This window comes from Bradyrhizobium sp. UFLA03-84 (assembly GCF_002289535.1).
In the GTDB taxonomy this organism is placed as follows: Bacteria; Pseudomonadota; Alphaproteobacteria; order Rhizobiales; family Xanthobacteraceae; genus Bradyrhizobium; species Bradyrhizobium viridifuturi.
In genome coordinates this window covers 1,152,441-1,177,115 of sequence record NZ_NSJY01000013.1, presented here as the reverse complement: position 1 = coordinate 1,177,115, position 24,675 = coordinate 1,152,441, and the positions used below count along the sequence as shown (strand labels likewise).

Below are 24,675 nucleotides of genomic sequence, written 5' to 3'. Positions count from 1 at the left end.
CATCACGATGAGAAAGAATTTGCTTGCAGCCGCCGCGACGCTTCTGTTGGCAGGAGGCCTGACGAGCAGCGCCATTGCCGCCGAGAAGCTGAAGGTCGGGTTCATCTATCTCGGACCGGTCGGCGATCTCGGCTGGACCTATCAGCACGAACTTGCCCGACAGGCGGTCGTGAAGGAGTTTGGCGACAAGATCGAAACCACCTTTCTCGAAAATGTTCCCGAAGGCCCCGACGCCGAACGCGCCGTCGAGCAGCTCGTCCGCGCCGGCAACACGCTGATCTTCACCACCTCCTTCGGCTACATGGATCCCACTTTGAAGGTGGCGAAGAAGTATCCCAACGTGCATTTCGAGCACTGCTCCGGCTATAAGCGCGACAAGAACATGGCGACCTACTCGGCGCGCTGGTACCAGGGCCGCTACATCCAGGGAGAAATCGCAGCCAAGATGTCCAAGGCGGGCGTGCTCGGCTACATCGGCTCGTTCCCGATTCCCGAAGTCGTCTCGGGCATCAACGCGACGATGATCGGCGCCCAGACCGTCAATCCCAACATCAAGGTCAAGATCATCTGGGTGAACTCGTGGTTCGATCCCGGCAAAGAGGCCGACGCCGCCAAGGCGCTGCTCGATCAAGGCGCCGACATCATCATGCAGCATACCGACTCGCCCGCAGCGATGCAGATCGCAAGCGAGCGCGGCAAGTTTGCATTCGGCCAGGATTCCGAAATGATCAAATTCGGCCCCAAGGCCCAGCTCACCTCGATCCTCGATACCTGGGCGCCGTATTACATCGAGCGCGTCAAGGCGCAGCTCGACGGCAGCTGGAAGTCCGCGGATACCTGGGGCGGTCTCGAGACCAAGATGTTCGAGATGGCGCCCTACACCAACATGCCGGATGACGTGAAGAAACTGGCTGAAGATACCCAGGCTGCCATCGCGGCCGGCAAGCTGCATCCGTTCAAGTGTCCGGTTGTCGGGCAAGACGGCAAGGAAGTCGAATGCAAGGGCGGCGATCACCTGGATGACGGCCAGATCCTCAGCATGAATTTCTACGTCAAGGGCATCGACGACAAGCTTCCCGGCAAATGAGCGATCGCGCGAACAACAGGTGTCCTCCCTCCGCGGAGGGCACCTTGGGCGATTGCGCCTCCCGGTGCTCGCCCGAAACCTAACCGGCGTGCATGGCCCGCGCGGTCGCGCTGTGGCGGCGGATCAGATCGGCGACGTCGAGACCCGGGATCGCTCCGTCGATGACGGTCCAACGGCCACCGACCATGACGCGATCAGCGCGGTGCGCGCCGCACAGGACGAGCGCGGCAAGAGGGTCACCGCGACCGGAGAAGCGCAGCTCGTCAAGCTCGAACAGCGCGAGATCGGCCGCCTTGCCGACCGCAATTTCGCCGAGTTCGGGGCGCCCGACGCAAGTTGCCGAGCCCTGCGTCGCCCATCGCAGCGCATCGATGTGGCTGACTCGATTGACGCCATAGCGCGCCCGCTGAACCAGGAATGCAGCGCGCACCTCCTGCATCAGATTGGACCCGTCGTTGGAGGCGGAGCCGTCGACGCCAAGCCCAATTCCAACACCGGCCTCTTCCATCTCGCAAACCGGGCAGCAGCCCGACGCCAGGACCTGGTTGCTGCATGCGCAATGGCTGATTGTCGTCCCCGCCCGACCGAGCCGCACCATCTCTTCGGCGGTGAAATGAATGCCGTGGGCAAGCCAGGTGCGAGAGTTGAGCCAGCCGCACTGTTCGAGATAGTCCAGCGGACGACAGCGATACATCTCCTCGCAGAATCTGTTCTCGTCCTCGGTCTCGGCGAGATGAGTGTGCAGACGAACCTCGAGCCTGTGGGCGAGCTCGGCGGTCTTGCGCATCAGCGACGTCGTCACCGAGAACGGCGAGCACGGCGCCAGCGCGATCTGTACCATGGCATCCTCGCCGCGCTGGTGATACCGGGAGACGACGCGTTCGCTGTCGGCGAGGATGGTGTCTTCGTCCTGCACCACGCTGTCGGGCGGCAAGCCGCCGTCGCGCTGCGAGAGATTCATCGAGCCGCGCGTCAGCAGCACGCGCATGCCGAGACGCCGGGCCACCTCGACCTCGATGTCGACCGCGTCTTCCAGCCCCGCAGGAAACACGTAGTGATGATCGGTCGTCGTCGTGCAGCCCGAGAGCAGCAATTCCGACATCGCTACCGTGACGCCGAGCTGCAGCGAGGCCGGCGTCAGCCGCGACCACACCGGATAGAGCGCCTGAAGCCACGGAAACAGCTCGCGATCGAGCGCAGCCGGAAGGGCGCGGGTCAAAGTCTGGTAGAAATGGTGATGGGTGTTGATCAGGCCAGGCAGCACGACATGGGCGCCGGCGTCAAAGATAACCGCGTTGGAGGCCGCTGCTTCGCGGCCGCGACCGATCAGTTCGACGATCTTGCCATCCCGGACCACAACGCCGCGTTCGGCGCCCTTCGCCAGGATGGAAAGCGGATCCTTGATCCAGATTGGTTGCGTTTGAGCCATGATCCCAACATCATACCCGACTGCCGGGCAAAGCCCAGAGATGCAAGGATCGGCCCACAATTGGCGTCAGTCTTGCAAGACTGCCTGCAAGGATCATCCGAGGGACACAACCCGGAGAAAGCGCTGACATCGCCATGGACCTGAACACGATCAGAGAGATCGCGCGCCCACAGACCCGCGCACAATTGCCCGTTTGGGCAGCAGGCGATGCATGGCTTGCGGGCGGAACATGGCTGTTTTCCGAACCGCAAGTCCATTTGAACCGCCTGATCGACCTGACCGACCTGAAGTGGCCTGCCTTGACCGTAAGTGAAAAGCACCTCAGCATCGCGGCGACCTGCACTGTGGCGCAACTCGACGCTCTCGCCTGCGCGCCTGACTGGATTGCGGCCCCGCTGATCGGCCAGTGCTGCCGTGCCTTCCTTGCGTCCTTCAAGATATGGAAGACGGCGACCGTCGGCGGCAATATCTGCATGTCGCTGCCGGCGGGGCCGATGATCTCACTGGCTTCGGCGCTCGATGGCGTCTGCACGATCTGGCGCGCAAACGGCAGTGAACATCAAATTCCAGTGGCGGATTTCGTCGTCGGCAACCAGCGAAATCTGCTGGCCAGTGGCGATCTCTTGCGGCAGATCGATATTCCCCTGACCGCGTTACGGCGACGCTCGGTCTTCCGTCAGATCTCGCTGACGCCGGTCGGCCGCTCGGCCGCGCTTCTGATCGGAACTCTGGATAGCGACGGCGCACTGTCGCTGACCGTCACCGCCTCGACTGTGCGGCCGATCAAGCTCTCCTTTGCGGACTTGCCCGTACGAGATGCGCTTCGCGCAGCCATCCTGCAGCAAGTTCCGGACTCCATGTACCATGACGATGTTCACGGCGAGCCGCTCTGGCGCAAGCATATGACCTTGCGTCTGGCCGAAGAGATCCGCAGCGAACTCGCGATTGGCTCATGATCGCTGGTGTCGCATGAGCATCGATGTCAACGGCAAGAGGTTTGCGCAGACGCCCGGCCCTGGCCAATGCTTGCGTACGTTTCTGCGAGAGCGCGGACAATTCGGTGTCAAGAAGGGCTGCGACGCCGGCGATTGCGGCGCCTGCACCGTCCTGCTGGACGGCGAGCCGGTGCATAGCTGCGTGATCCCGGCGTTCCGCGCCGAAGGGCACGCCGTCACAACAATCGAGGGCCTCGGGTCAGAGAGCGGCGCGCATCCGCTGCAACGCGCGTTCCTGGATGCCCAGGGGTTTCAATGCGGCTTCTGCACCGCCGGCATGATCCTGACCTGCGCTTCGCTCAATCAGGCCCAACGGCAGGAGCTTGGTGTTGCGCTGAAGGGCAACATCTGCCGTTGCACCGGCTATCGCTCGATCCAGGACGCGATGGACGGAACGACAAATGTTGAAGAAGCCGCCGCCGGTGACGCCTTCGGGCGCAGTCTGCCCGCACCGGCCGGACCGCTCGTGGTACGGGGGGCGGCTCCCTACACGTTCGATATCGCGCTTGACCGGTTGCTGCACATCAAGCTGCTGCGCTCGCCGCATCCGCACGCGAGGATCATCGGGATCGACAAGACTGCGGCGCTGGCGGTGCCAGGCGTACATGCCGTCCTGACGCATGAGGACGCACCCAAAATCCTGTTTTCGACCGCGCGGCACGAAAGGGATTGGATGGATCCGGACGACACCCGCGTGCTCGACGACACGGTGCGTTTCATAGGGCAGAAGGTCGCGGCTGTGGTGGCTGAGACCGAGGCGGCGGCCGAGGAAGGTTGCCGCCGGCTCAAGGTCGATTACGACATTTTGCCGGCGGTCACGGACCCGGCGCTGGCGATCGCGCCGGGTGCGCCGGTGATCCACGGCGACAAAACCGCCGAAACCCATCGTGTCAGCAACGCAGCCCGCAATGTGGTCGCCGAAAAGCACGGCGAATTCGGCGATGTTGCCAGCGCGCTCGTAAGTTCAGCCGCGACCTATGAAGGCACGTTCACCACTCAGCGGGTCCAGCACGCCGCCCTGGAAACCCACGGCGGACTTGCCTGGATCGATGCCGGCGGCCTGCTGAATGTCCGCTCCAGCACCCAGGTGCCTTTCCTGGTCCGAAGATCGCTGGCGCAGATCTTCGATCTCCCGCTCGACAAGGTACGGGTGTTCTGCGAGCGCGTCGGCGGAGGCTTCGGCGGCAAGCAGGAAATGTTCGTTGAAGACATTCTGGCGCTCGCCGCGATTGCAACCGGCCAGCCGGTCAAGCTCGAATTTACCCGCGAGGAACAGTTCATCGCGACCTCGACCCGGCATCCGATGCGCGTCACTGTCAAGGCCGGCGCCGACAGCGACGGCAAGCTGACGGCGCTGCAGCTCGACGTGCTCTCCAATACCGGCGCTTATGGCAACCATGCCGGGCCCGTGCTGTTCCACGCCGTCAGCGAATGCATCAGTGTCTATAACTGTCCGAACAAGAAGGTCGATGCGATCGCGGCCTATACCAACACGGTGCCGGCCGGCGCCTTCCGCGGCTATGGCTTGCCGCAGACGCTGTTTGCCGTCGAGGCCGCCATCGACGAATTGGCAAGACAGCTCGGCATCGACCCGTTCGAGATCCGCCGACGCAATATCGTGAAGCCCGGCGATGCCATGCTGTCGCCGCCGCCATCGCAATACCATGACGTGTTCTACGGCTCCTACGGGCTCGACCAATGCCTCGATCTGGTCGAGCGCGCAATGTCCGCGGAACGCCCCGACTACGGGCTTTCCGAGGACTGGCTGATCGGTGACGGCATCGCGCTCACCATGATCGACACCGTGCCGCCGGCCGGGCATCTCTCCGATTCGACGATCACGCTCCGAGACGACGGCGGATTCGAGCTGACGGTGGGGACCGCCGAATTCGGCAACGGCACCAGCACCGTGCATCGACAGATCGCCGCGACGGCGCTGGCGACGACCGTCGATCGCATCAGCCTGCGGCAGTCCGACACCGCGCTGGGGGGCCACGACACCGGGGCCTATGGCAGCGCGGGCACCTTCGTGGCCGGCCGCGCGACGCAAGCGGCGGCAGAGCAACTAGCCGATGGCATCAAGGCCTTGGCGGCGGAGTTGAGCAACGCTGCCGCCTCGTCATGCATCGTCGAGAATGAGACCGCGATCTGCGGGAGCGAACGCCGGTCGTTCTCAGAGCTTGCATCGGCCGCAAGGGCAAAGGGGCGCGTGCTGCAAGCCAGCGGCAATTCGGCCGGCACGCCGCGCTCGGTCGCGTTCAATGTGCAGGGCTTTCGGGTCGCCGTGAACAAGGGTACGGGAGAGGTCCGCATCCTGAAGAGCGTACAGGCCGCCGATGCCGGCCGCGTCGCCAATCCGATGCAATGCCGCGGCCAGATCGAGGGCGGCGTCGCGCAATCACTCGGCGCCGCGCTTTATGAGGAGCTGCTCATCGACGATGGCGGCAGGGTGATCAACCCGACGTTCCGTGACTACCATCTGCCGTCGTTCGCCGATGTGCCGCGCACCGAGGTCTATTTCGCCGAGACGTCGGACGCAATCGGCCCGATGGGCGCGAAATCGATGAGCGAGAGCCCCTATAACCCGGTCACCGCGGCGCTCGGCAATGCCATCGCCAACGCCATCGGCATTCGCATCACCAACACGCCGTTCAAGCCCGACAAGCTGTTTCCGGCGCTCAATCAAAAGTTTGGCTGAGACCTGCGAGGACCGAAGCCGGCCAATGCCCGACAAACCGGGCCAGGCCTTCACCTATCCCCTGGCCACGGTGCACTCGATCTGGCCATGCGGCTCGTCGGTGGGCAGAAAGACCTGGTTGTTGTTGTCCAGTCCGAAGGCGGAGAGGTTCATCGGGATGAAGTGCATGTTCGGGCAGGCCATGCTGATCTCCGAAATCTCCGGCACCGCTGCGAGCGCCGCCTCGCCCATCCGGTAGAGGCTGTCCTGCACGCTCCAGCTATAGGTCGTGGCAAACACCTCGAGCACGGTATCGAGAATCCTGGCATTGGTCGCGGGGTAGCTCGCCGGCTTTCCCGACCATTTCCAGGTTGCCACCATGCTGGTCGCGCAGATCCGATCGTTGGTTGGCGGAATCGTCGTATAGCGGTCCCTGACGTAATTCTCCCAGCCGGACTGCGTCGACTTCATGAAGGCAAAGTTGTCGATGCCGGACGACATCACCATTGGACCGCCCCGAGTCACGGCGACGTCCACGGTCGGCTTGCCATTGCCGTCGAGCACGAAACTGTGCGGATGCGGCTTGCCGTCGAAGCTCAGCCGGCTCCATTTGGTCTCGTGCGAGGTGATCGACGCCGAGGAGACCTGCGGATACGTATCGAGGTATTTCTGCGCCAGGACCTGGCAGAACTCTTCCGGGCTCAACCCGGTATTCTCCCGTGCGACCACGTTCACAATGTTCTTGATCGTGTCGGTCGACACCGTCGAAGAGTTGTCGGCATCCGTGAAGGTGCGGGCGAAATCGCCTTCGAGCATGGCCTTGATGTTGAGTTGGCTGACCTCATTCCGGTCACCGTCGCGATGAACGCGCATCACGCGGACGCGGCCCTTCCCATATCGGTTCATGATCAGCGGCACGTTTCGGCTCCAACAGGCTGGCGATCGTTACGGATGCTAACTCGGGTTCTGGATAAGGAGCAACGTTCGTGCCAGAGGCAAGCTGGCACTGCCGTCGTCTCGTCGAGGGCTGCCCAGGCCACACGAGACGAAGGGGCCGCCTGAGCGCCGAAACTCCGCCGTTGGCGAGATATTGCCCATTCCTCGCCTGCCGACGCGGCGACCGATCGTTCCCGCCGTGGCAGGCGGGGATCAGCTTCCCCGGTATGTCGCGTAGCTCCACGGCGTCACCAGGAGTGGTACATGCAGATGACCTTCCGGCTCGCTCACGGCGAAGCGCAGGGTGATGCGATCGAGAAAAGGAGGATCCGACAACGGCACACCGCGCGCGGCAAAATATTCGCCGACGCTGAATGTGAGTTCGTATCTTCCGATCGGCACGGGGCGTCCGCCAATCAGCGGCGCATCGGTTCGACCATCCGTATTGGTCGTCGTACGCATCACCACCCGGTTGGCGCCGAGTTCGGCCAATTCAACCAATTCGAGAGCGACGCCCGCAGCCGGCTTGCCGCTGTTGGTATCGAGCACGTGTGTCGACAGGCGGCCGGTCACTGCAAGACGATCGCTGCCGGTCACCGACTGGTCCAGCCGCAACGCCGCGATCCGGCAGATTTCGTCGATCGAGGTTTGCGTTTCCGTCACAAGGTCGTTCGGCAGACGCCGTTCGAAGTCGTGCAGGATCGAGTCCTTGGTGTGCCGACGCACGCAGACGATGTATGGAAAGCCGAATTTCGAGCGATACGCGGTGTTGACGCGCTCGAACGCCTCATATTCAGCATCCGACAGGCAGTCGAGACCAACACTGTTCTGTTCGGCACCGGACTCCGCAGTCAGCCCCAGGGCACGCTGGGTCTTGTCGGCGAGGTCGGGGTGCGCCTTGATCAGCGCCATCCGCAGGTCGGCCGGCGCTTGGTCGACGGCCGCTCTCATCGCGGCGAACAGGTCGCCGAGGCCAGCGAACGGCCGCCTGGCCGCCGCCTGTTCGACGATCCACGGTGAATGCTCAAAGATATTGGCGAGCGCCGCGACAAACTCGTCGCGGCTGCAGGCGTTCAACTCGACAAGCGCATTGGACATCAGCGATCCAATTGTGGCTGCATATTCGGCACCGAACTTCGCAATGACCGAACTTCCTCCAAACAATCCATGTGACACCGGGGACGCAAGGACGATCTGAAAGCAAGGACTATTCCATCCGCGCCGCGTCGCCGGCAGAGGCTCATCTAACGGCGGTCGTAGGACCAGCCGAACACTCCGCTGCGGCGGACTTCGGGTTCCGCGGCTGGAGCGGCCGCCGGCGCTTCCGCCTGCGGCGCAGCCGGTGCGAGTGCGGGTAAGTTGTCGCACTTCAGCGAGTAGACCAGTTCACCCTTCGCGGTACGACCAATCGGAGCGCACGCGTCGACAGCCGGCGGCGCGGGCCTTGCGGCCGGTTTGATGGTCGTCGGCTTGGTCTGCGCCAGGGCGGGCGACCCCAGCAACAGCAGGATCGGCAGGACCTTGTTCATGGGCGGCTCTCGAACATCCGTGCATTGAACCGGACCGAACCGGCAAAGTCCACGACAACACCGACCCGCCAGTGCCGATTATTTGGTCGTGACCAAGAAATTTGCTCGCTACTTCGTGACCCCTGCCGCCATCGCGACTGGCTCATGCGAGCGATAGATAAGCGGCTCAACGACGTGGTTCGCAGGCAATGCGCATCACGTCGGTGCACCAAATCGCCAAAGGGAGAGAGACATTGTCCAGGCTATTCCTCATCGCACTCGGCTCGATTCTCGTCGGCGCGGCATTGGTTGGGCCCGCGACGGCAGCCGAACGTCATCCCGCCAAGCCGGACCGGAATGCCAGCGTCCAGACCCCGGCGCGCACCATCGACGCCTACGCGGCTTGGCCGCGGCCGACGCCTGAAGCGTACGCCGGACTGTCGAGCTATTATCGGGGCGGCTATTCGGCCCCGGCTGGGCGCTGACGCCAGCACCAAAGTTGCGGCTACGTCGGCTCACAATGTCGCCGGCTATCTCTGGGGACCCTCAACGCAGGTAGGACTCCCCCGGGGTGGCTGGCGCCATCTGCCGTCCGACCGGGCCGCCAACGGCGAGCAGCGCCGGGAGATACGGCGACGTGATCAGCAGCGCGTTGGGCAAACCGATCCCCGCCGAGACGCGCGTCGCATCGTATCGATTATTTCAGTAAAATCAATATGTTGAATATGGTTTGGCGGGAGAGATCGAACCTCCAAACTGAGGAATCAAAATTGTTCGCTTGCGGCGCAAACCGGACTTTCGGCGGCACGGTGATGCCGAAGCGAAGAATCTGGCGATGAATGGAGGAGCGATCGATTCCGCGCGAGCGCCACTAGACCGTGCGCGGCTGATCGCGGTCACCGTGTGTGGTCCGGAGGTCAGAAGACGAGCAGCGATCTCCCCTCACATGCAAGAGCACAACAGCGCGCGCTGTGAGGCGTCAGTCGCGTTCGAAAATCTTGGCGCCAGGGTAGATTCGCCTGGCGTACGCGACGACCCGCTCTCGCTGCTGGGTCTCCAGGAACGGAGTTTGGATTTTGCACGACCCGACGACGAGGTGCCAAAGGCCATTAAGCTTCTGAATGTTGATGATCATTGGAGCGTTCCTCGAAGAACCCGCGTTCCTAAGACGTCCAGAGGTGCAGTAGGAGTGCGTTGTCGGGGCCTGGACGACCGCTTATGGCATCGCGTCCATACTGGTGGACCATCTGCGCCTTGGTCTGCTTCTTCTAGCGTTGCCTTCTGCTCGCTTTTTGCCGGGAGCGCTATTCCGGTCGAATACGTTCGGGAAAATACGTAAGGTAGATGCGCCTGCAATTCGATGCAGCTGAAAGCAAAAACCCGGCAGCCAATGAAGACCGCCGGGTGAACGCCAGTATTGTCTCGGGGATGAAATGCATTCCCCTTCTGCCGGATTTTTTCTGTGCGTGCTATCCGGGCGACTACGCTCGGAGTTTGTACGTGGGTCAAAGCGGGTCCGCAAAGATGCCCCATGGGTTGAGGCCAAGGCGCTGCAGTCCCTCACGCCCTTTTTCCTCTGTGCGTGCGCTGCTCGGCTTTGGCCGCGCGGCTTCGAGCGGCCGTCTGCCATCCCGTTTGGCTCTGCTCGGATTGATCCACGTCAGCACCTCCGCTCATGCTCGGCTTTAGCCTTCCAGAACTTGCAAGATCGGGAGGTGGGCCATGCAAGTTCCGACATTGGGTGATGTGTGCCTTGTGATCACGATCACAGGCATGGTCATGCTGATCGAGATCGGGGTTTTCGTCGCCTTGGGGCTCGTCTGAGCCGTCGCGCGTTGATGCCGATGGATGGCGCTAACGGGCCGCATCTTTTCGCTATGCCCGCGGCAACGTTGAATTGCGCCGATGCAGCGTCCCGTGGCGCTACGATTATTTGATGTAGCGCAACGAACGAGATGGAAGGAACCATAAGGGTTCGTTCGGTTGCGAATGGGTTTGCCGTGCGGGAACCCGGATTTGGAGCGCGCAACTAGGGCGGCTGTTGGGGCGACCCCTTGCTAGCAGTCACCCGAAAGAGGCCGCCTTATCGGCGGCCTCTTCCATTTCCATGCTTCATCAACGGTCGGCGCGATGCAGTTGCTAGTTGCTCTCAATAGAGGTGGCTGACACACGGCTAACGGCATCGGGATGGGTCGGCTTCGGCGTGCCCAAAGCGGCTCAACCGACCAGAGCAATGCCTGCAGCGGCAACGAGGTACAGGGGCCAAGCACCTCAGAGCTTGATCCAGCGCAAGATGTCGGGCCGCGACCTTCGTTAGTTTGGCGCCCGTCAACGAGGGATCCTCAGATGAAATTACGGAACTGGTGTGCGGCCCTAGCGCTCTCGGGCGCGGTTACCTCCGCAGTAGCCCAATCGGACTTCTCACCCTCTCCCACCGCAAGAAAGTATGCCCCCCGTTTGGTCGAGATCATGAGCGCGGCGCAGCTCCAGCATCTGAAGCTCTGGTTGGCCGGCAAGGACAAGAATTGGGATCTGGCTGCATATGAATTGCGCCAGTTGACCGACAGCATCGCCGAGGCTGCTGTGCTCTATCCAGGCATTCCTGTAGACAACGTGACGACAATGATGGCGCCACTGCTCTCAGTCTCAGATGCGATTGCAGCAAAGGATAGCCGCAAGTTCGCTGGCTCTATGAAAGGACTCACCGATGGCTGCAATGCGTGTCATAGCTCGATGGAACGCGGCTTCGTCGTCGTGAGACTGCCAACCGACCGGTTCTTGCCCGCCAATCAGTTGTTTGCGCCCCAAGGAAAGGCCGACGTGAGGCGTTAACACCGGCCTCGCGCATACTGCTCTTGGCCCCAACTCTCTGGCGACAGCGGTCTGATCTTTCTCATTCTTGCGACAGGGCAAGCGTGATCTCCGGGCCGAACCTCGTCTTGAGCAAGATCAAGTACCGGGGTTTTCGCGAGGCATATCCTTTCAAATCAAGCCTCTGGAGACCAACCAATGCCCCCCCATAAGCAGGTCCTGTTTCATTCGGCTGCGCGTGAGAAGGTACTGCACGGCGCCACTCTGCTCGCCGACGCTGTGCGGGTAACGCTGGGCCCCAAGTCCAAATCCGTGTTGATCCAGAAGAGCTGGGGACCGCCGGTCGTGTGCAATGACGGCGTGACCATTGCGAAGGAATTCAATCTAAAGGATCCGGAAGAGAATCTCGGTGCGCAGGTGCTCAGGCAAGCCGCTGAGCGAACCGGGGACGTGGTTGGCGATGGAACCAGTACCTCGACGATCCTGGCTCATGCCATTCTAGCGGACGGCGTCCGCAACGTCGTTGCAGGGGCGAGTGCGATCGACCTCAAGCGCGGTCTGGATCGCGCGTCGCATGCTGCGATCGACGCGCTGCGTGCAATGGCTCGACCAGTCAAGACTCAGGCGGAGAAGGCGCAGGTCGCAACGATTTCGGCTCACAATGACCCATCGATCGGCGCGCTCGTCGCCGAAGCGCTGGAGAAGGTCGGCGACGACGGCGTTATTTCTGTCGAGGAGTCCAAGACCACGGAGACCTTGCTCGAAGTCGTCGAGGGCATGAAGTTCGACCGCGGTTTTCTGTCGCCCTATTTCGTGACCGACGCCGACCGAATGGAGGCCGTACTCGAGGATCCGGTGGTTTTGCTTTGCGATCACAAGATCGGCGCGCTGCAGGATGTCGTTGCGCTGCTGGAACAGGTTGTGAAGTCAGGACGTCCGCTCCTCGTCATTGCCGAGGACATCGAGGGTGAGGCCCTGGCTACCCTGATCGTCAACCAGCTTCGGGGGGTGTTGAAGGGCTGCGCCGTCAAGGCGCCAGGCTTTGGTGATCGTCGAAAGGCGATGCTGGAGGACATTGCCGTCCTGACCGGGGCGCAGGTCATTTCCGAGGAACTCGGGTTGAAGCTCGAAAGCGCCGGCCTTCAACAACTGGGCCGCACAACCCGCGTGGTTGCCGACCGGGAAAATACGACGCTCATCGGGGGTGGCGGTGAGAAGGCCCGCATTGAGGGTCGGATACAGCAGATCCGTCGCGAGATCGAGAAGACCACCAGCGACTACGATCGCGAGAAGCTCCAGGAGCGTTTGGCCAAGCTGTCCGGTGGCGTTGCGGTCATTCGTGTCGGCGCCCCGACGGAAGCCGAAATGAAGGCCAAGAAGGAAGCGCTGGACGATGCCATCAGTTCGACCAAGGCGGCAGTTGCCGAGGGCATTGTACCCGGCGGCGGACTGGCCCTCCTGCGCTGCATCGAAAAGGTGGGCAGGGAAGAGGAGCGCTGCGAGGGCGACGAAAGAACTGGCGTTCAGATTCTCAAGCGGGCCCTTGAGGCGCCGGCCCGCCAGATCGCCGAGAACTCGGCCGCGGACGGTGGAGTTGTCGTCGCGCGGATGATGGCCGGCCAGGACAACACGGGCTTTGACGCCGCTCGCAAAACCTATGTCGACCTCGTCGCGGCCGGCATCGTGGATCCTGTCAAGGTGGTGCGGATCGCGCTCGAAAATGCCGTTTCCGTAGCAAGTGTGCTCCTTCTCACGGAAGCCACCATGACGGAAATTCCGGAGCCGAAACTGGAGCGGCGCCCTGATCCAGAGATGGCCTTTTGATTGGAGCTGCCCGATGTCCGATTTCGTCTGGGGCGTTTCGACCTCCAGCTTTCAAATCGAAGGCGGAGCGCGCGTCGACGGACGGGGCGAGAGCATCTGGGACAGGTTTTGCCGCCAGCCGGGCAAGGTCAAGAACGGTGATACCGGCGATTTGGCCTGCGATCACTATCACCGCTTCCGCGAAGACATCGCCCTCATGCGCGATATGGGAGTTGGTGCCTACCGTTTTTCGATATCATGGCCCCGCGTCCAGCCGGGCGGACGCGGCCTGTGCAACGAACCTGGACTGGCTTTCTACGATCGATTGATCGACGGACTTCTCTCTGCAGGCATCGAGCCCTGGATCTGCCTGTATCATTGGGACCTGCCGCAAGCACTTCACGAACTCGGAGGTTGGCAGGCCAGGGACATTGTCGGCTGGTTCGCCGACTATGCGGCACTGGTTGGGAAGCGCTACGGCGATCGCGTCAAGCGATATGCCACGTTCAACGAACCCTGCGTCTTCACCCTGTTCGGATACGGATTGGGTTGGCATGCTCCCGGCATCGCCGACGCCGATGCGCTGCATAAGGCGATTCATCACGTCAATCTGAGCCACGGCGCTGCCGTCGGAGTGCTTCGCGACCTGGTCAAGGGAGCTTCACTGGGAGCGATTCACAATCGCCAGCCGTGCTATCCGGCTACCCCGAATCCCGCCGATGAGGCAGCCGCCCTGAAATTCGCGAACTATTGGAACGACGCGTTTCCCTTTCCCCAGCACTTCGCGTCCTACCCTCCCCTTCTCGCCAAACTCATGGAGCCATTTCAGCAACCCGGTGACATGGCAGCGATCGCAAAGCCGGTCGACTGGTTTGGCTTGAATCACTATTCACCGCACTACATCAAGGCCGACTCCAACCTGCTTGGCGCCACATTCGGTGCGCCTCCTGTCGATATCCCTCGAACTGCCATCGGTTGGCCGATCGTTCCGAACGCGTTTCGCGATACTATCATCGACGTCGGCAAGCGTTTCCGCCTGCCCATCTATGTGCTCGAAAACGGCACCGCCGCCGATGATCGATTCGACCGTTCAGGCACCGTGCATGACTCTGAGCGGATCGCTTACCTGCAGGCGTACATCAAGGCAATGCAGGAGGCGATCACGGCAGGAGCCGATGTGCGCGGCTATTTCGTCTGGTCACTTCTCGACAATTTCGAGTGGACGGCCGGCTACTCCCAACGCTTTGGCCTCGTCCACGTCGATTACGTCACGCAACGCCGGACGCTCAAAGCATCAGCTCACTGGTATTCCGACCTGGTGGCGGCCCATCGCTCGCAAGACGCTCGAGGTGGCGTGGAATCAGCGGCATTGGCATGAGCGACATCGTAACCTTGACCGTCAATCCTGCTGTAGACGTCGCCATTACAGTTGACACGATCCGCCCCATCTTCAAGCTGCGCGCAAAATCGCAACGGCACGACCCAGGCGGCGGCGGTATCAACGTTGCCCGCGTCATCCACCGGCTGGGCGGGTCGGTCAGCGCGATATATCCAGCAGGCGGCCCCATCGGCGAACTGCTCACCAAGCTCGTCGAAAAGGAAGGCGTCGCAAGCAAGACCGTCCGCATCGCGGGCAACACGCGCGAGGATTTCTTCGTCGCGGAAGCCAGTACCGGCCAGCAATACCGGTTCATCCTGGCCGGTCCGCAACTCGCCGAACATGAATGGTCCGCTTGCCTCGATCTACTCTCGAGCCTGGACCCGTTTCCCGATTTCGTCGTCGCGAGCGGGAGCCTTCCCGAAGGAGCGCCCGACGATTTCTACGCAAGGGTCATTGCCCTGTCCAAACGACGTGGGGCGAGAACAGTTGTCGACACATCCGGCCCTGCGCTTTCCGCTGCAGTTTCAGCGGGAGTCGACGTCATCAAGCCGAATCTGCGGGAGATGCGGGATCTCATCGGATACCAGCCCGCGGACGTCAACGAGTGGATAGCCGCAGCCAAAGATGTCGTGAATGAGCGGCAAGCCAAGGTTGTTGCACTGACGATGGGGCATCTGGGCGCGGCACTTGTCACCAATGACCGCGTTCTGCGCGCGCAGCCGCTGCCCATAACCCCTCGTAGTGCGGTAGGCGCCGGCGATAGCTTTCTTGGCGCCCTGATATGGCGGCTAGCTGCTGACGCCGACCTTCGCGACTGCTTCCGCTGGGCAATGGCCGCCGGGGCCGCCGCCCTTCTCAATGAAGGCACGGAATTGTGCCGGCCTGATGATGTTAACCGGCTCGCCGACCTTGTCGTCACGGAAGTGTCGTGAGGGTCGCCGCCGGAATAGCCGGCTCAGCCGCTTTTTCCGTCGGCGTTGCGTGGTCGAGCTGATCGAGCGCCAACAGCAGCCCTCCAACGCGCTCAAGCGAGGAGTCCCAATCGGCGACCCTGCCGTAGTTGTCGACGAGCCAGTTGAACGACCCCTGCACAAGGGTGAATGCCGCGGCCGCTTGGGTTAGTTCGCCAAGGGTCATGGCGCCCGCCAGGAATTTGGGTGCGCACAAAACGAGACCCATGACCGGCGCCAGCAGCGAATTGCCCTGCGAGACCAGGGTCGTGCGCATCAACTGCCAGCATAAGTGGCGCCACCGGGTCAGCGCATTCTGAAGCCCCTCTCCGAGCGCACGTTTCACGCTGGCTTCTTGCTCCCTGGACGTTATTCCTTCCCCGATGTCTCTGAGCAGATGCGCCGCTGTAATCAACTCCGCCTCGCTCTGGTTCTTGAGCTGAATGACTCCTGGCAGGGGCGATCCGACAACGAGCATTGCGCTCGTCGCAATGCTCGAATAGACGACGACACCTACGACGAGATATCCCGGAATCCACACGCCGTGGCCGTAGACGGTGAAATTGATGCTCCCTCCGACGCTCCAGAGCACCTGAAGGAAGATGATTGCCGTGAGGAGCGACGAAACCAATCCGAGCGCGAAATCGATCGGTGCATCCGTTGCAATGCGGGCGTCCTCCGCAATCCGATATTCGGGAATCTGCTGCTCGACTTGAACTTGTGCCAGGCGAGCATATCGGTCGTTCTCGACCCAGTAACTGATCAAGTGCAGGCTTAGCCACTCGCGCCATCTGCGTTGAACTGTCATGCGTCCCCAAACCGAGGTGACGGCGAGCGCGATACTCGCCAGACAGAGTGGGATCAACCGAACCGCCTGCGTCTGGAGACGGTGCGCATCCCTTGCTTCCAGCGCATCGAAGAAATCACGATTCCAGTAGTTGAACAGGAACTGCGTGTAGAGCTGCAGGACAACGATAACCACCAGGCAGGCGCAGAGCAGCCAAACCTGCCGCGCGGACGGGCCGCGCCAGAAGGCTGATGCGCTTTCCCAGAAGCGGGACCACTCCTTGGATGGCTCGCCGAGGCTCTGATCGAGGATCATTTGATTGAAGGATACGGATCATCGCTGCCTCTCAATTGATCTTTCGCAAGGCCTGACGGGGCCAATCCCGCACACTGCCAATCGCAACTTCGGTTGCCATGAGGCGCATGCATGCTGCATTGCGGGAGAACCCGATGACTAGCTCCAGCTACATCCGATGGTTCGGTGAGATTGGCCTCAACGATGTGCCCTCAGTCGGCGGCAAGACCGCGTCGCTCGGCGAGCTCTATTCGGTTCTCACAAGCCAGGGCGTAAGGGTACCAAACGGGTTTGCAATCACCGCCGCCGCCTATCGAGATGCCCTGACAGAGAGTGGAGCAGCTGAGGAATTGCGCAAGCTGCTTTCCGGCCTGGACAAGCGCAAGATTGCCGACCTTGCGCGGCGCGCCGCTGCGGCCCGAGCGATCGTGTACGCCGCGACCGATCGGGACGATCTGCGCGCTCAAGTAAGTACGGGCTACAGCAGGCTTCAAGACGAATACGGCCGAAACCTTGCAGTCGCGGTGCGCAGTTCGGCAACCGCAGAGGATTTGCCAACGGCGAGCTTCGCCGGTCAGCATGACAGCTTCCTCAACATACGCGGACCAAGCGAGCTGTTCGATGCGTGCCGCCGCTGCTTTGCCTCCCTCTTCACCGACCGCGCGATCTCGTATCGCATCGACAACGGCTTTGACCATTTCAAGGTCGCGCTCTCGGTGGCAGTGATGAAGATGGTGCGATCCGATCTCGCCGCCAGCGGCGTGATGTTCACATTGGACACGGAATCCGGGTTTCGCGACGTCGTCTTTGTAACCGGTGCCTATGGACTTGGCGAAAACATCGTCCAGGGCTCGGTCGAACCGGACGAGTTTTACGTCCACAAGCCGACCTTCAAGACAGGCTCCCGCGCGGTCCTGTCCCGTCACCTGGGTGCCAAGGACAAGAGAATGGTGTACGGGCGCGGCCATGCGACGACGCGCAATGTGCGCACGTCCGCGACCGAACGACGACGCTTCTGCATCTCCGACCAGGATGTTCTCAAGCTCGCCGGCTACGCGATCGCCGTCGAAGATCACTACTCGGTGAAAGCGGCCATGCCAATGCCGATGGACATCGAGTGGGCAAAGGACGGAAAGAACGGTGAGCTCTACATCATCCAGGCCCGACCCGAGACCGTTGCGTCCCGCAAGAGCCCCGCAGCGCTGAACAGTTACACCCTGAAGTCCAGCGGCCGCGAATTGGCGCGCGGACGCGCTGTCGGCGAGAAGATCGCAACGGGCGACATTCGTTTGGTCGCCACCAAGCGGGATTTGCGCGCCTTCAAGCCGGGAGAAGTGCTCGTCGCACCATCGACCAGTCCCGATTGGGAGCCTGTGATGAAGCTCGCGGCCGCTATCGTCACAGATCACGGCGGCCGGACCTGTCATGCCGCCATTGTCGCCCGCGAACTGGGGGTACCGGCAGTTGTCGGAACCGAGAACTTCAGTCGCAAAGTCAAGAACGGCGCGACGGTCACGGTTTCCTGCGGTGAAGGCGACATCGGTCACGTCTACGAGGGAGCATTGCGATTCGAGGTCGAACAGGTGGTGACAGATGCGCTGAAAGCGCCAAAGACCGAGATCATGGTCAATCTCGGCAACCCGGAGATCGCGTTGAAGACGGGCATGCTGCCCAGCTCCGGCGTTGGTCTTGCCCGAATGGAGTTCATCATCAACGAGCACATCGGCGTGCATCCGATGGCATTGGCCTGTCCGGACAAAGTCAAATCCGCAAAGGATCGGCAGAGCATCAAACAGCTTACGCGGCTTTACGCCACACCGTCCGATTTCTTCGTCGAGCGGCTGTCCGAGGGCGTTGGCCTGATCGCAGGGGCCTTTTACCCCCGCCCCGTCATCATCCGGCTGTCAGACTTCAAGACCAATGAATACGCGAATTTGACGGCAGGAGCCGACTTCGAGCCGAAGGAAGAGAATCCAATGCTCGGCTTTCGCGGTGCCGCGCGCTACGCCCACCCAGCCTACGCACCGGGTTTTGCCTTGGAGTGCACTGCGCTCAAACGCGTCCGCGAGGACATGGGCCTGACCAATCTGAAGATCATGATCCCATTCTGCCGCCGCGTGGATGAAGCCCGCCGCGTGATCCAGGCCATGGATGAGCACGGCTTGAAGCAGGGCGACAAGGGACTCGAGATCTACATGATGTGCGAGATCCCGAACAACGTCATCCTGATCGACCAGTTCGCCAGGCTGTTCGACGGATTCTCGATCGGCTCCAACGACCTCACGCAACTCACGCTCGGCGTGGATCGCGATTCCGACATTGTCGCTTTCGACTTCGACGAGCGCGATCCCGGCATGCTCGAAATACTTCGCCTCGCCGTCGCAGGCGCGAAACGTAATCGGCGTCACATCGGCATTTGCGGCGAAGCGCCGGCAAACTACCCCGAGATCGCTCGATTCCTGGCTGAACTCGGAATCGATTCGATCAGCGTCAATCCATCGAGCGTCCTGCGCACGATCAATATCGTACGTGAAGCCGAACAGGAGACGCTTCGCCGTGTGGGGTGAAGGCTATGCCTTGGCTGGCGCTCGCACGAACCGGCACTCGAGACGTTGATCGACGTCCAGCACGGTTACGAGGGCAAATTCCGGATCTGTCCCGATAGGGGTCTCCGTGCGGCGACCATCTCGCACTGAACGCAGCGCGCAGGGCTGCTGCCTTCAGCATCGGTTTCGCTGGAGACATTGCCGTCGCAGGCGCGCTGGCACAGCTCACATACTTGCCCCCTGGGATTTACGCTTGCTTCCTTGCGGATCCATGCCACGGGAACGTTACAAGTTCTCGGTCAAATGCTTCTCGATTTCGGCGACCGGATGCTTCGTAAGGTCCTTGTGCAATTCGGCCACGAGGCAATCCTTCACATCGTCATGGAGGGCCCCACGAAGATCCGCCAAGGCCCGAGGAGGCGCCACCACGACGACCGCCTTGGTCTTGCGCTGCCGAACCAACTGCTCGAGGGCAGCGGCCATCTTGCGCGCAAACTGATGCTTCTCCAGATCATGCCAATCGACCGCTTCGACCGCACTCCTCTGGCCGGAATGCATCGCCTTGCTGACTCGCCCCGGTCCCTCGCTGCCCTGCACGTGCGTTGGCGGATTCTCGTCCTCAAATACCTGCTCGAGCTTAAGGTTCAGAAACTTCTCATCACCCTCGTTGCGCAGAAACAGAGCCTTGCGGCCATCGCCGACAAGGACGATCGTGTTGTGTGGGATTGCTGGTTTGTTCATGATGAAGATCCTTCGCCTCTGCGCTCTCCGAACGCGCGTCAGAACGGTGCCACCGAGGAGCCCTTGGACATGCTCCTACGAGCGATGGATGTCTGTAAGCTTATCTGCCGGCACGAAGCTTGATTTTCATCAAAGGAACCACCCGCAGGCACTTTTATTGTGTGTCTCAGGAGGTTCGTCATGAGTACAATTCCTGATCTGACCATTTCTTCGGAAAAGGTGGCTGCGGTCCTCACCAAGGCTCGCCAATTCGATACCAAGGGCCCCGTGACGGATCCCGACTCCGGATCGAACGCATGTGACGACTCGATGATTTCCGTTCTCGAGGATCACGCTGACGACCCCGTCCAGACCGAGCTCGTGGCCCTCATTCGCGGGCTGAACGAGGACGAGCAGATCGACCTGGTCGCACTTGCCTGGCTCGGACGCGGCGACGGCAGTCTCGATGACTGGGACGAACTTCGCGCTGAGGCGGCCCGCGCGCACAACAAACGAACGGCCCGGTATCTTTTGGGAATACCGCTGCTCGGCGATTATCTGGAAGAGGCGCTGTCCCAATTCGGTCATTCCATCGAAGAGTTCGAACAGCCGGTCTAGTCATCATGCCCTATCGATCGAACGCGGATCTTCCTGCGCCGGTCCAACACCGCCTGCCTCCGCACGCCCAAGACATTTATCGCGAAGCTTTCAACCATGCTTTTGCGGCGCACGCTGATGACTTGCGACAAGAAGAGATTGCACATCGCACCGCATGGGCGGCGGTCAAGCGGTCCTACATCAAACTCGATGATGAATGGGTGTCGCGACAAGGCGCGCACCAGGCGCACGGCAGGCACTCATGATGCATATCAGTACGGCCCTTCCTGCTGATTGAGAAAATGCCCTCCCAATCGGGAAACTCCTCATGATCAAGGAAATTCTTGTTCACATTCCGACCGAACGGTCATTCCGGCCGGTCGTTGATGCATCGATCTCGCTCGCACAATCATTTCGCGCCTCTCTCGATGCAATGGCAATCGGATACATGCAGCCTAGTATGGCCTACTCCGCAGACGGTGCCGTCGTTACCGCGGTTGCTGCCGTACTCGCGGCGGAGCAGCGGCACGCCGCCGAACGCAGCGCGGCTGCACTTGCGGTCTTCGAGACGGAGGCTCGACACGCAAGAATTGCGTATGAATGCCGCTCGATTCAGGACTTTCCGGCGGAAGCGGCCTCCTCGATTGGTGCTGCCGCCAGGCTCTATGATCTTGTCGTCGTGCTGCAACCGGACGCGGCCCTGGAGACCCACGACAACGCCACCGCGAGGGAGATTTTGCTGCAGGCCGGAGGCCCCGTGCTGTTCGTGCCTCATATCTTCCGTGGGCCCTTCAACCCGAGGCGCATCGGCATTTGTTGGGACGGAAGCCGCCTTGCCGGGCGAGCGCTGAGAGATGCAAAGTCCTTTCTTGCGCACGCCGAAGCAGCCGTGGTCATTTCCATCAACGAAACCCAGGTTGCTCCCGCGGAGGCCTCCGCGCAGGAACTGATGCGACACATGGGGCGGACCACGCTCTCGGCAAGGCTGATCGAGTTGACGGCCGAGCGGTCGGAAATTCAGCCTTCGATCCTGTCTTTGGCGGCCGATGAAGGCCTCGACATGCTGGTCATGGGTGCCTACGGGCACTCTCGCCTGCGAGAAGGAATTCTCGGAGGCGTCACGCGGGAGATGCTCAAGACGATGACCGTGCCGACCCTCATGTCCCATTAGATTGACGGTCGCTTTTCTGGCCGGATCCCCTGCGGACGCGACTTTGTTGTCAGTCGCGCGGACATCATCCAAGCCGTGGCGAGCGCCCGACGAACTTTCGAGATCAGAAAGCTCCGGTTGAGCTGGATCAATTGACGATATAACAGCGCTAATACTTTTCTCAGAGAGAACGGAGCCCTCTGAAAGAGAATATGGTCAAACGCTACGAGAGCTGGAGAACGCGGTCCCTCCTCAGCAGGTTCGCCCATCTCATGGAACGAACAGGCCTCGCCTTGGCCGGTGGCTCGTGCGGCCTGTTCGTGGCGGCTCACATTGCAAGGTCCAATTTCAATCTGATCGACACCACCGCCGCTATCCTCGGCATGATGGTTTACGGTGCGAGCGGCTTCTATCTCGGCATCGATTTGCCTCCTGCTCCGCAGAAGCTGCGAGAGCTGTCTCTGCGCGGTCTTGGATCCAGGGCGGATGCCGTGGAGCTGCTGAGTGCGACCGGCACCTTTCTCACCGCAGTTGTGGCGGTTATTGCGGTCAGCAGCATCATCCTCGACGAGGTTGCGCGCCCTCGCGGCGCGATGTCCGCATTCGTTGGCTGGGTTCTTGGCGCGTCGATGCAAATCGCCGCCGGCATTATCGCACGAACCCGGACGCATATTTCCTGACGCAGGTCGTTCGATGAGGGCGTGTAGTCATAGACTCGGTCCTAAGCGCAGGCGTGAGCGTCCCTGGACCGGCAAGCAAATCAGATTTGCGGTATCAGCGAAACTCGCGACCCATTAATGACCGCGACAGAACTGCCTGGCGACCAATAGCAGCGTCATTCCACACCCTGCTATCGCTTCAGACCCTTCTTTAATCTGGATAGCAACACATCGAGTTTGTGGGTCTCGACAATCGCTGCGATCTTTCCGGCAAGGTCCTTGCCGATACCAGGCAGTTCAGACAGGTCTTCCCCTGCGTTCAGAAGGCTGGTGATGCTCTTAGGCAGCCGCTCGATCAAGCGAGCAGCATTCCGATAGGCTCGGGACCGGAAGGCATTGTCGCCCTTGATCTCAGCAGTTCGGCGGTCTGGTCGAACATCTCGGCGATTTCGGCGTTCAGGACCGGCACGGGCGCGCTCCTCCCTTGAATCAGGAGGCTGGTGTTGACATTTTCTTCGTCGCCGGAAACCGCTTCAGGATCGCGATAACCTCATCATCGCCGACCTGCCGAAAATCGCGGTAGTAGTAGCCGATCGCTCCAAAGTCCCGCGGCGTTTCAAGGCAAACGATCGCGTCGACCTCCGAGTGCAGTCGCTGGAGCGTCGCGAGCGGCGCGACCGGTACAGCGAGGACCAGTTCCTTTGGCTCCCGCTTTCGCAGCGCCCGGATCGCGGCGAGGGTGGTCGCGCCCGTCGCAATACCATCGTCGACGATGATTGCGACTTGCCCTTTGACGTCGGACCGGGCGCGATCGCCGAGATACCGTTCGCTGCGCCTGTCGATCTCCGCAAGCTCCTCCACGCAGATGCCGTCGAACGTCGCCTCACTCACGCCGGTCAAATCGATGACATCCTGATTGTGAACGATGACCGGTTGCTCACCGTCCACCACCGCCCCCATCGCCAGTTCTGGCTGCATGGGCACGCCGATCTTGCGCACCAGAATCAGATCAAGCGGCGCTTCCAGCCGCTCGGCGACCTGAGCGGCCACGGGAACGCCGCCGCGAGGCAGCGCCAGGATCACGGGGTGCCGGCTCTTGTACTTCAGCAAGGCCCTGGCCAGCTGACGGCCAGCATCTTCTCTATCCTGAAACAGCATGTCGCTGGGTCCGTTCGCGTTTAATACAACAGTATTGCTCCGGCGCCTCCGATCGTTGATCAGTGTCAAACCGTCTCAGATCTTCGTTTGGCACCAAGTTGCCATGCTGGACCGCCAGAACGAGCTTTCGACCGAGGATGCCGAGAATGACAGCATCCCTGCCCTTGCTCGCAAGGTCGCCTTCCTGAGCCATCCTCAGAGCTACACCCCCGTTCCCGATCGCCTTCAGGCGCGCGAGACCCACATGTCCTGGGTCTTCATGAACGGCGCGCGGGTCTACAAGCTCAAGAAGCCGGTCCGCTTTTCCTATCTCGATTTCTCGACGCTGGAGCGCCGCAGGACGGCGTGCCTGGCGGAAGCCAGCCTCAATCGCCGGCTCGCGCCCGAAGTCTACCTCGGCGTCGTGCCGTTGACCGAGGGTCCTTCAGACTACGCGATCGGCGGTTCCGGCCGGGTGGCGGACTGGCTTGTCGTGATGCGCAGGCTGAACGAGGACGAAACGCTTGAAGCCGTTCTCCGCAGGGGCAGCGCTGGCCGAGCCGACGCCGACCGGCTGGCGGCGGTTCTCTCTCGCTTCTATTCGCATGCCGCGCGAATCCTGGTCGCTCCAGAGACCTATCTGGCTTCACTACACGAAGCCGCTGCCCTCGATTGGCAGGTGCTGCTAAATCGCCGTTTCGATCTGCCGCACGGCAGGCTGCTGCGCATTGCGGCCGTGCAACGGCGATTCCTCAAGGACAACGCTTCGATACTGGTCGGACGGGTCCGTCGAAGGCTTATCGTCGATGGCCACGGCGACCTGAGACCGGAGCACATCTGGCTTGCGCCTCCCAATCCCGTCATCGACTGCCTCGAGTTCAATTCCCGTTTGCGGGCCAGCGATGCATTGGCCGAGATCGCGTTCTTGCACCTGGAATGCGAGAGGCTTGGCGGCCGATGGTTCGGCGATGCGATCCGGCAGCGACTGGCGCGCGCGCTGCAGGATGACCCGGCAAGTGGCGTCTTTCTATTCTATCGACTTGGCCGCGCGATGCTCAGGGCGCGCTTGTCCATCGCGCATTTGCTCGACGCGCACCCCCGCACGCCCGAAAAATGGCCTCGCCTGGCGCGAGCCTACCTGGCGATCGCGGAAGCCGATGCGAAGCGGCTTGAACAGCTCCTCGCCCGATAGATTGGGCCGAACCTCG

At 61.6% G+C, this 24,675-nt stretch carries 23 protein-coding genes; 14 read left to right on the top strand and 9 right to left on the bottom strand.

Features of this window, described 5'->3' with window-relative positions:
- Positions 1-7 precede the first annotated feature (7 nt).
- Entirely contained in the window at positions 8-1,087 is a 1,080-nt protein-coding gene (locus CK489_RS19695) for a BMP family ABC transporter substrate-binding protein (protein WP_050631654.1), read from the top strand.
- 79 nt (positions 1,088-1,166) lie between these two features.
- Here CK489_RS19695 and CK489_RS19690 read toward each other — a convergent pair whose 3' ends face one another.
- Positions 1,167-2,516 carry an 8-oxoguanine deaminase gene (locus CK489_RS19690; protein ID WP_095733374.1) on the bottom strand — a complete coding sequence of 450 codons (1,350 nt, stop codon included), beginning with the start codon at positions 2,514-2,516 and terminating at the stop codon, positions 1,167-1,169.
- Between the two features lie 134 nt (positions 2,517-2,650).
- Between CK489_RS19690 and CK489_RS19685 the strand changes: the two genes are divergently transcribed.
- On the top strand, positions 2,651-3,472 hold the full coding sequence (locus CK489_RS19685) for an FAD binding domain-containing protein (RefSeq protein ID WP_095733373.1): 822 nt from the start codon (positions 2,651-2,653) through the stop codon (positions 3,470-3,472).
- A 13-nt stretch (positions 3,473-3,485) separates the two neighbouring features.
- Complete coding sequence (locus CK489_RS19680) at positions 3,486-6,209, top strand: molybdopterin-dependent oxidoreductase (protein ID WP_095733372.1); 2,724 nt, start codon at positions 3,486-3,488, stop codon at positions 6,207-6,209.
- A 54-nt stretch (positions 6,210-6,263) separates the two neighbouring features.
- On the opposite strand, the gene pucL is transcribed toward CK489_RS19680, so the two are convergent.
- From pucL to CK489_RS19665, 3 genes are all read right to left on the bottom strand, one after another.
- Positions 6,264-7,106 (bottom strand): factor-independent urate hydroxylase, encoded by an 843-nt coding sequence (pucL, locus tag CK489_RS19675; protein ID WP_050631636.1) that lies wholly within the window; start codon positions 7,104-7,106, stop codon positions 6,264-6,266.
- A 231-nt stretch (positions 7,107-7,337) separates the two neighbouring features.
- The gene (gene uraD / locus CK489_RS19670) at positions 7,338-8,222 is read right to left on the bottom strand and encodes a 2-oxo-4-hydroxy-4-carboxy-5-ureidoimidazoline decarboxylase (protein WP_502694127.1); all 885 of its coding nucleotides are present in this window, start codon (positions 8,220-8,222) and stop codon (positions 7,338-7,340) included.
- A gap of 146 nt (positions 8,223-8,368) precedes the next feature.
- Positions 8,369-8,653 (bottom strand): hypothetical protein, encoded by a 285-nt coding sequence (locus tag CK489_RS19665; protein ID WP_095733371.1) that lies wholly within the window; start codon positions 8,651-8,653, stop codon positions 8,369-8,371.
- A gap of 233 nt (positions 8,654-8,886) precedes the next feature.
- On the opposite strand from CK489_RS19665, the gene CK489_RS19660 reads away from it, so the two are divergent.
- Positions 8,887-9,117 (top strand): hypothetical protein, encoded by a 231-nt coding sequence (locus tag CK489_RS19660; RefSeq protein WP_095733370.1) that lies wholly within the window; start codon positions 8,887-8,889, stop codon positions 9,115-9,117.
- Positions 9,118-9,611: 494 nt separating this feature from the next.
- Here the strand turns inward: CK489_RS19660 and CK489_RS41775 are convergent, their stop codons facing one another.
- Positions 9,612-9,767 carry a hypothetical protein gene (locus CK489_RS41775; protein ID WP_198960962.1) on the bottom strand — a complete coding sequence of 52 codons (156 nt, stop codon included), beginning with the start codon at positions 9,765-9,767 and terminating at the stop codon, positions 9,612-9,614.
- 1,334 nt (positions 9,768-11,101) lie between these two features.
- Here CK489_RS41775 and CK489_RS19655 point away from each other — a divergent pair.
- From CK489_RS19655 to CK489_RS19640, 4 genes are all read left to right on the top strand, one after another.
- A complete protein-coding gene (locus CK489_RS19655; protein ID WP_349626935.1) occupies positions 11,102-11,464 on the top strand; it encodes a hypothetical protein in 363 nt (120 codons plus the stop codon).
- Between the two features lie 177 nt (positions 11,465-11,641).
- Complete coding sequence (gene groL, locus CK489_RS19650; RefSeq protein ID WP_095733369.1) at positions 11,642-13,267, top strand: chaperonin GroEL; 1,626 nt, start codon at positions 11,642-11,644, stop codon at positions 13,265-13,267.
- A gap of 13 nt (positions 13,268-13,280) precedes the next feature.
- Positions 13,281-14,624, top strand: a complete 1,344-nt coding sequence (locus CK489_RS19645) for a GH1 family beta-glucosidase (protein ID WP_095733368.1) — start codon at positions 13,281-13,283, stop codon at positions 14,622-14,624.
- Positions 14,621-15,559, top strand: coding sequence for a 1-phosphofructokinase family hexose kinase (locus CK489_RS19640; RefSeq protein WP_095733367.1), 939 nt, complete (start codon positions 14,621-14,623; stop codon positions 15,557-15,559). The genes CK489_RS19645 and CK489_RS19640 overlap by 4 nt, the downstream gene beginning before the upstream one ends.
- On the opposite strand, the gene CK489_RS19635 is transcribed toward CK489_RS19640, so the two are convergent.
- Positions 15,543-16,679 (bottom strand): SbmA/BacA-like family transporter, encoded by a 1,137-nt coding sequence (locus tag CK489_RS19635; RefSeq protein ID WP_095733366.1) that lies wholly within the window; start codon positions 16,677-16,679, stop codon positions 15,543-15,545. The two genes, CK489_RS19640 and CK489_RS19635, sit on opposite strands and share 17 nt — an antisense overlap.
- A gap of 134 nt (positions 16,680-16,813) precedes the next feature.
- Between CK489_RS19635 and ppsA the strand changes: the two genes are divergently transcribed.
- A complete protein-coding gene (gene ppsA, locus CK489_RS19630; RefSeq protein WP_095733724.1) occupies positions 16,814-19,225 on the top strand; it encodes a phosphoenolpyruvate synthase in 2,412 nt (803 codons plus the stop codon).
- 264 nt (positions 19,226-19,489) lie between these two features.
- Here ppsA and CK489_RS19625 read toward each other — a convergent pair whose 3' ends face one another.
- Positions 19,490-19,945, bottom strand: a complete 456-nt coding sequence (locus CK489_RS19625; RefSeq protein ID WP_050631646.1) for a baeRF12 domain-containing protein — start codon at positions 19,943-19,945, stop codon at positions 19,490-19,492.
- A gap of 180 nt (positions 19,946-20,125) precedes the next feature.
- Between CK489_RS19625 and CK489_RS19620 the strand changes: the two genes are divergently transcribed.
- The 4 genes from CK489_RS19620 to CK489_RS19605 all read left to right on the top strand — a co-directional run bounded on the left by CK489_RS19620 (position 20,126) and on the right by CK489_RS19605 (position 22,351).
- Entirely contained in the window at positions 20,126-20,542 is a 417-nt protein-coding gene (locus CK489_RS19620; RefSeq protein WP_095733723.1) for a DUF3775 domain-containing protein, read from the top strand.
- Positions 20,543-20,547: 5 nt separating this feature from the next.
- Complete coding sequence (locus CK489_RS19615; RefSeq protein ID WP_094194365.1) at positions 20,548-20,787, top strand: ChaB family protein; 240 nt, start codon at positions 20,548-20,550, stop codon at positions 20,785-20,787.
- A gap of 62 nt (positions 20,788-20,849) precedes the next feature.
- Positions 20,850-21,692, top strand: coding sequence for a universal stress protein (locus CK489_RS19610; RefSeq protein WP_095733365.1), 843 nt, complete (start codon positions 20,850-20,852; stop codon positions 21,690-21,692).
- Between the two features lie 191 nt (positions 21,693-21,883).
- Positions 21,884-22,351, top strand: coding sequence for a hypothetical protein (locus CK489_RS19605; RefSeq protein WP_095733364.1), 468 nt, complete (start codon positions 21,884-21,886; stop codon positions 22,349-22,351).
- 170 nt (positions 22,352-22,521) lie between these two features.
- On the opposite strand, the gene CK489_RS19600 is transcribed toward CK489_RS19605, so the two are convergent.
- Complete coding sequence (locus CK489_RS19600) at positions 22,522-22,740, bottom strand: hypothetical protein (RefSeq protein WP_095733363.1); 219 nt, start codon at positions 22,738-22,740, stop codon at positions 22,522-22,524.
- 79 nt (positions 22,741-22,819) lie between these two features.
- On the bottom strand, positions 22,820-23,488 hold the full coding sequence (locus CK489_RS19595; protein ID WP_095733362.1) for a phosphoribosyltransferase: 669 nt from the start codon (positions 23,486-23,488) through the stop codon (positions 22,820-22,822).
- A gap of 103 nt (positions 23,489-23,591) precedes the next feature.
- On the opposite strand from CK489_RS19595, the gene CK489_RS19590 reads away from it, so the two are divergent.
- Positions 23,592-24,659, top strand: a complete 1,068-nt coding sequence (locus CK489_RS19590) for a hypothetical protein (RefSeq protein ID WP_095733361.1) — start codon at positions 23,592-23,594, stop codon at positions 24,657-24,659.
- Positions 24,660-24,675: the final 16 nt, after the last annotated feature.

What these genes read in the sequence shown, in the direction of transcription:
- CK489_RS19695 (WP_050631654.1), top strand. Translation starts at nt 8, where the DNA reads ATGAGAAAGAATTTGCTTGCAGCCGCCGCGACGCTTCTGTTGGCAGGA.
- CK489_RS19690 (WP_095733374.1), bottom strand. Translation starts at nt 2,516, where the DNA reads ATGGCTCAAACGCAACCAATCTGGATCAAGGATCCGCTTTCCATCCTG.
- CK489_RS19685 (WP_095733373.1), top strand. Translation starts at nt 2,651, where the DNA reads ATGGACCTGAACACGATCAGAGAGATCGCGCGCCCACAGACCCGCGCA.
- CK489_RS19680 (WP_095733372.1), top strand. Translation starts at nt 3,486, where the DNA reads ATGAGCATCGATGTCAACGGCAAGAGGTTTGCGCAGACGCCCGGCCCT.
- uraD (WP_502694127.1), bottom strand. Translation starts at nt 8,222, where the DNA reads ATGTCCAATGCGCTTGTCGAGTTGAACGCCTGCAGCCGCGACGAGTTT.
- CK489_RS19665 (WP_095733371.1), bottom strand. Translation starts at nt 8,653, where the DNA reads ATGAACAAGGTCCTGCCGATCCTGCTGTTGCTGGGGTCGCCCGCCCTG.
- CK489_RS41775 (WP_198960962.1), bottom strand. Translation starts at nt 9,767, where the DNA reads ATGATCATCAACATTCAGAAGCTTAATGGCCTTTGGCACCTCGTCGTC.
- CK489_RS19655 (WP_349626935.1), top strand. Translation starts at nt 11,102, where the DNA reads ATGAGCGCGGCGCAGCTCCAGCATCTGAAGCTCTGGTTGGCCGGCAAG.
- groL (WP_095733369.1), top strand. Translation starts at nt 11,642, where the DNA reads ATGCCCCCCCATAAGCAGGTCCTGTTTCATTCGGCTGCGCGTGAGAAG.
- CK489_RS19645 (WP_095733368.1), top strand. Translation starts at nt 13,281, where the DNA reads ATGTCCGATTTCGTCTGGGGCGTTTCGACCTCCAGCTTTCAAATCGAA.
- CK489_RS19640 (WP_095733367.1), top strand. Translation starts at nt 14,621, where the DNA reads ATGAGCGACATCGTAACCTTGACCGTCAATCCTGCTGTAGACGTCGCC.
- CK489_RS19635 (WP_095733366.1), bottom strand. Translation starts at nt 16,679, where the DNA reads ATGATCCTCGATCAGAGCCTCGGCGAGCCATCCAAGGAGTGGTCCCGC.
- ppsA (WP_095733724.1), top strand. Translation starts at nt 16,814, where the DNA reads ATGACTAGCTCCAGCTACATCCGATGGTTCGGTGAGATTGGCCTCAAC.
- CK489_RS19625 (WP_050631646.1), bottom strand. Translation starts at nt 19,945, where the DNA reads ATGAACAAACCAGCAATCCCACACAACACGATCGTCCTTGTCGGCGAT.
- CK489_RS19620 (WP_095733723.1), top strand. Translation starts at nt 20,126, where the DNA reads ATGAGTACAATTCCTGATCTGACCATTTCTTCGGAAAAGGTGGCTGCG.
- CK489_RS19615 (WP_094194365.1), top strand. Translation starts at nt 20,548, where the DNA reads ATGCCCTATCGATCGAACGCGGATCTTCCTGCGCCGGTCCAACACCGC.
- CK489_RS19610 (WP_095733365.1), top strand. Translation starts at nt 20,850, where the DNA reads ATGATCAAGGAAATTCTTGTTCACATTCCGACCGAACGGTCATTCCGG.
- CK489_RS19605 (WP_095733364.1), top strand. Translation starts at nt 21,884, where the DNA reads ATGGTCAAACGCTACGAGAGCTGGAGAACGCGGTCCCTCCTCAGCAGG.
- CK489_RS19595 (WP_095733362.1), bottom strand. Translation starts at nt 23,488, where the DNA reads ATGCTGTTTCAGGATAGAGAAGATGCTGGCCGTCAGCTGGCCAGGGCC.
- CK489_RS19590 (WP_095733361.1), top strand. Translation starts at nt 23,592, where the DNA reads ATGCTGGACCGCCAGAACGAGCTTTCGACCGAGGATGCCGAGAATGAC.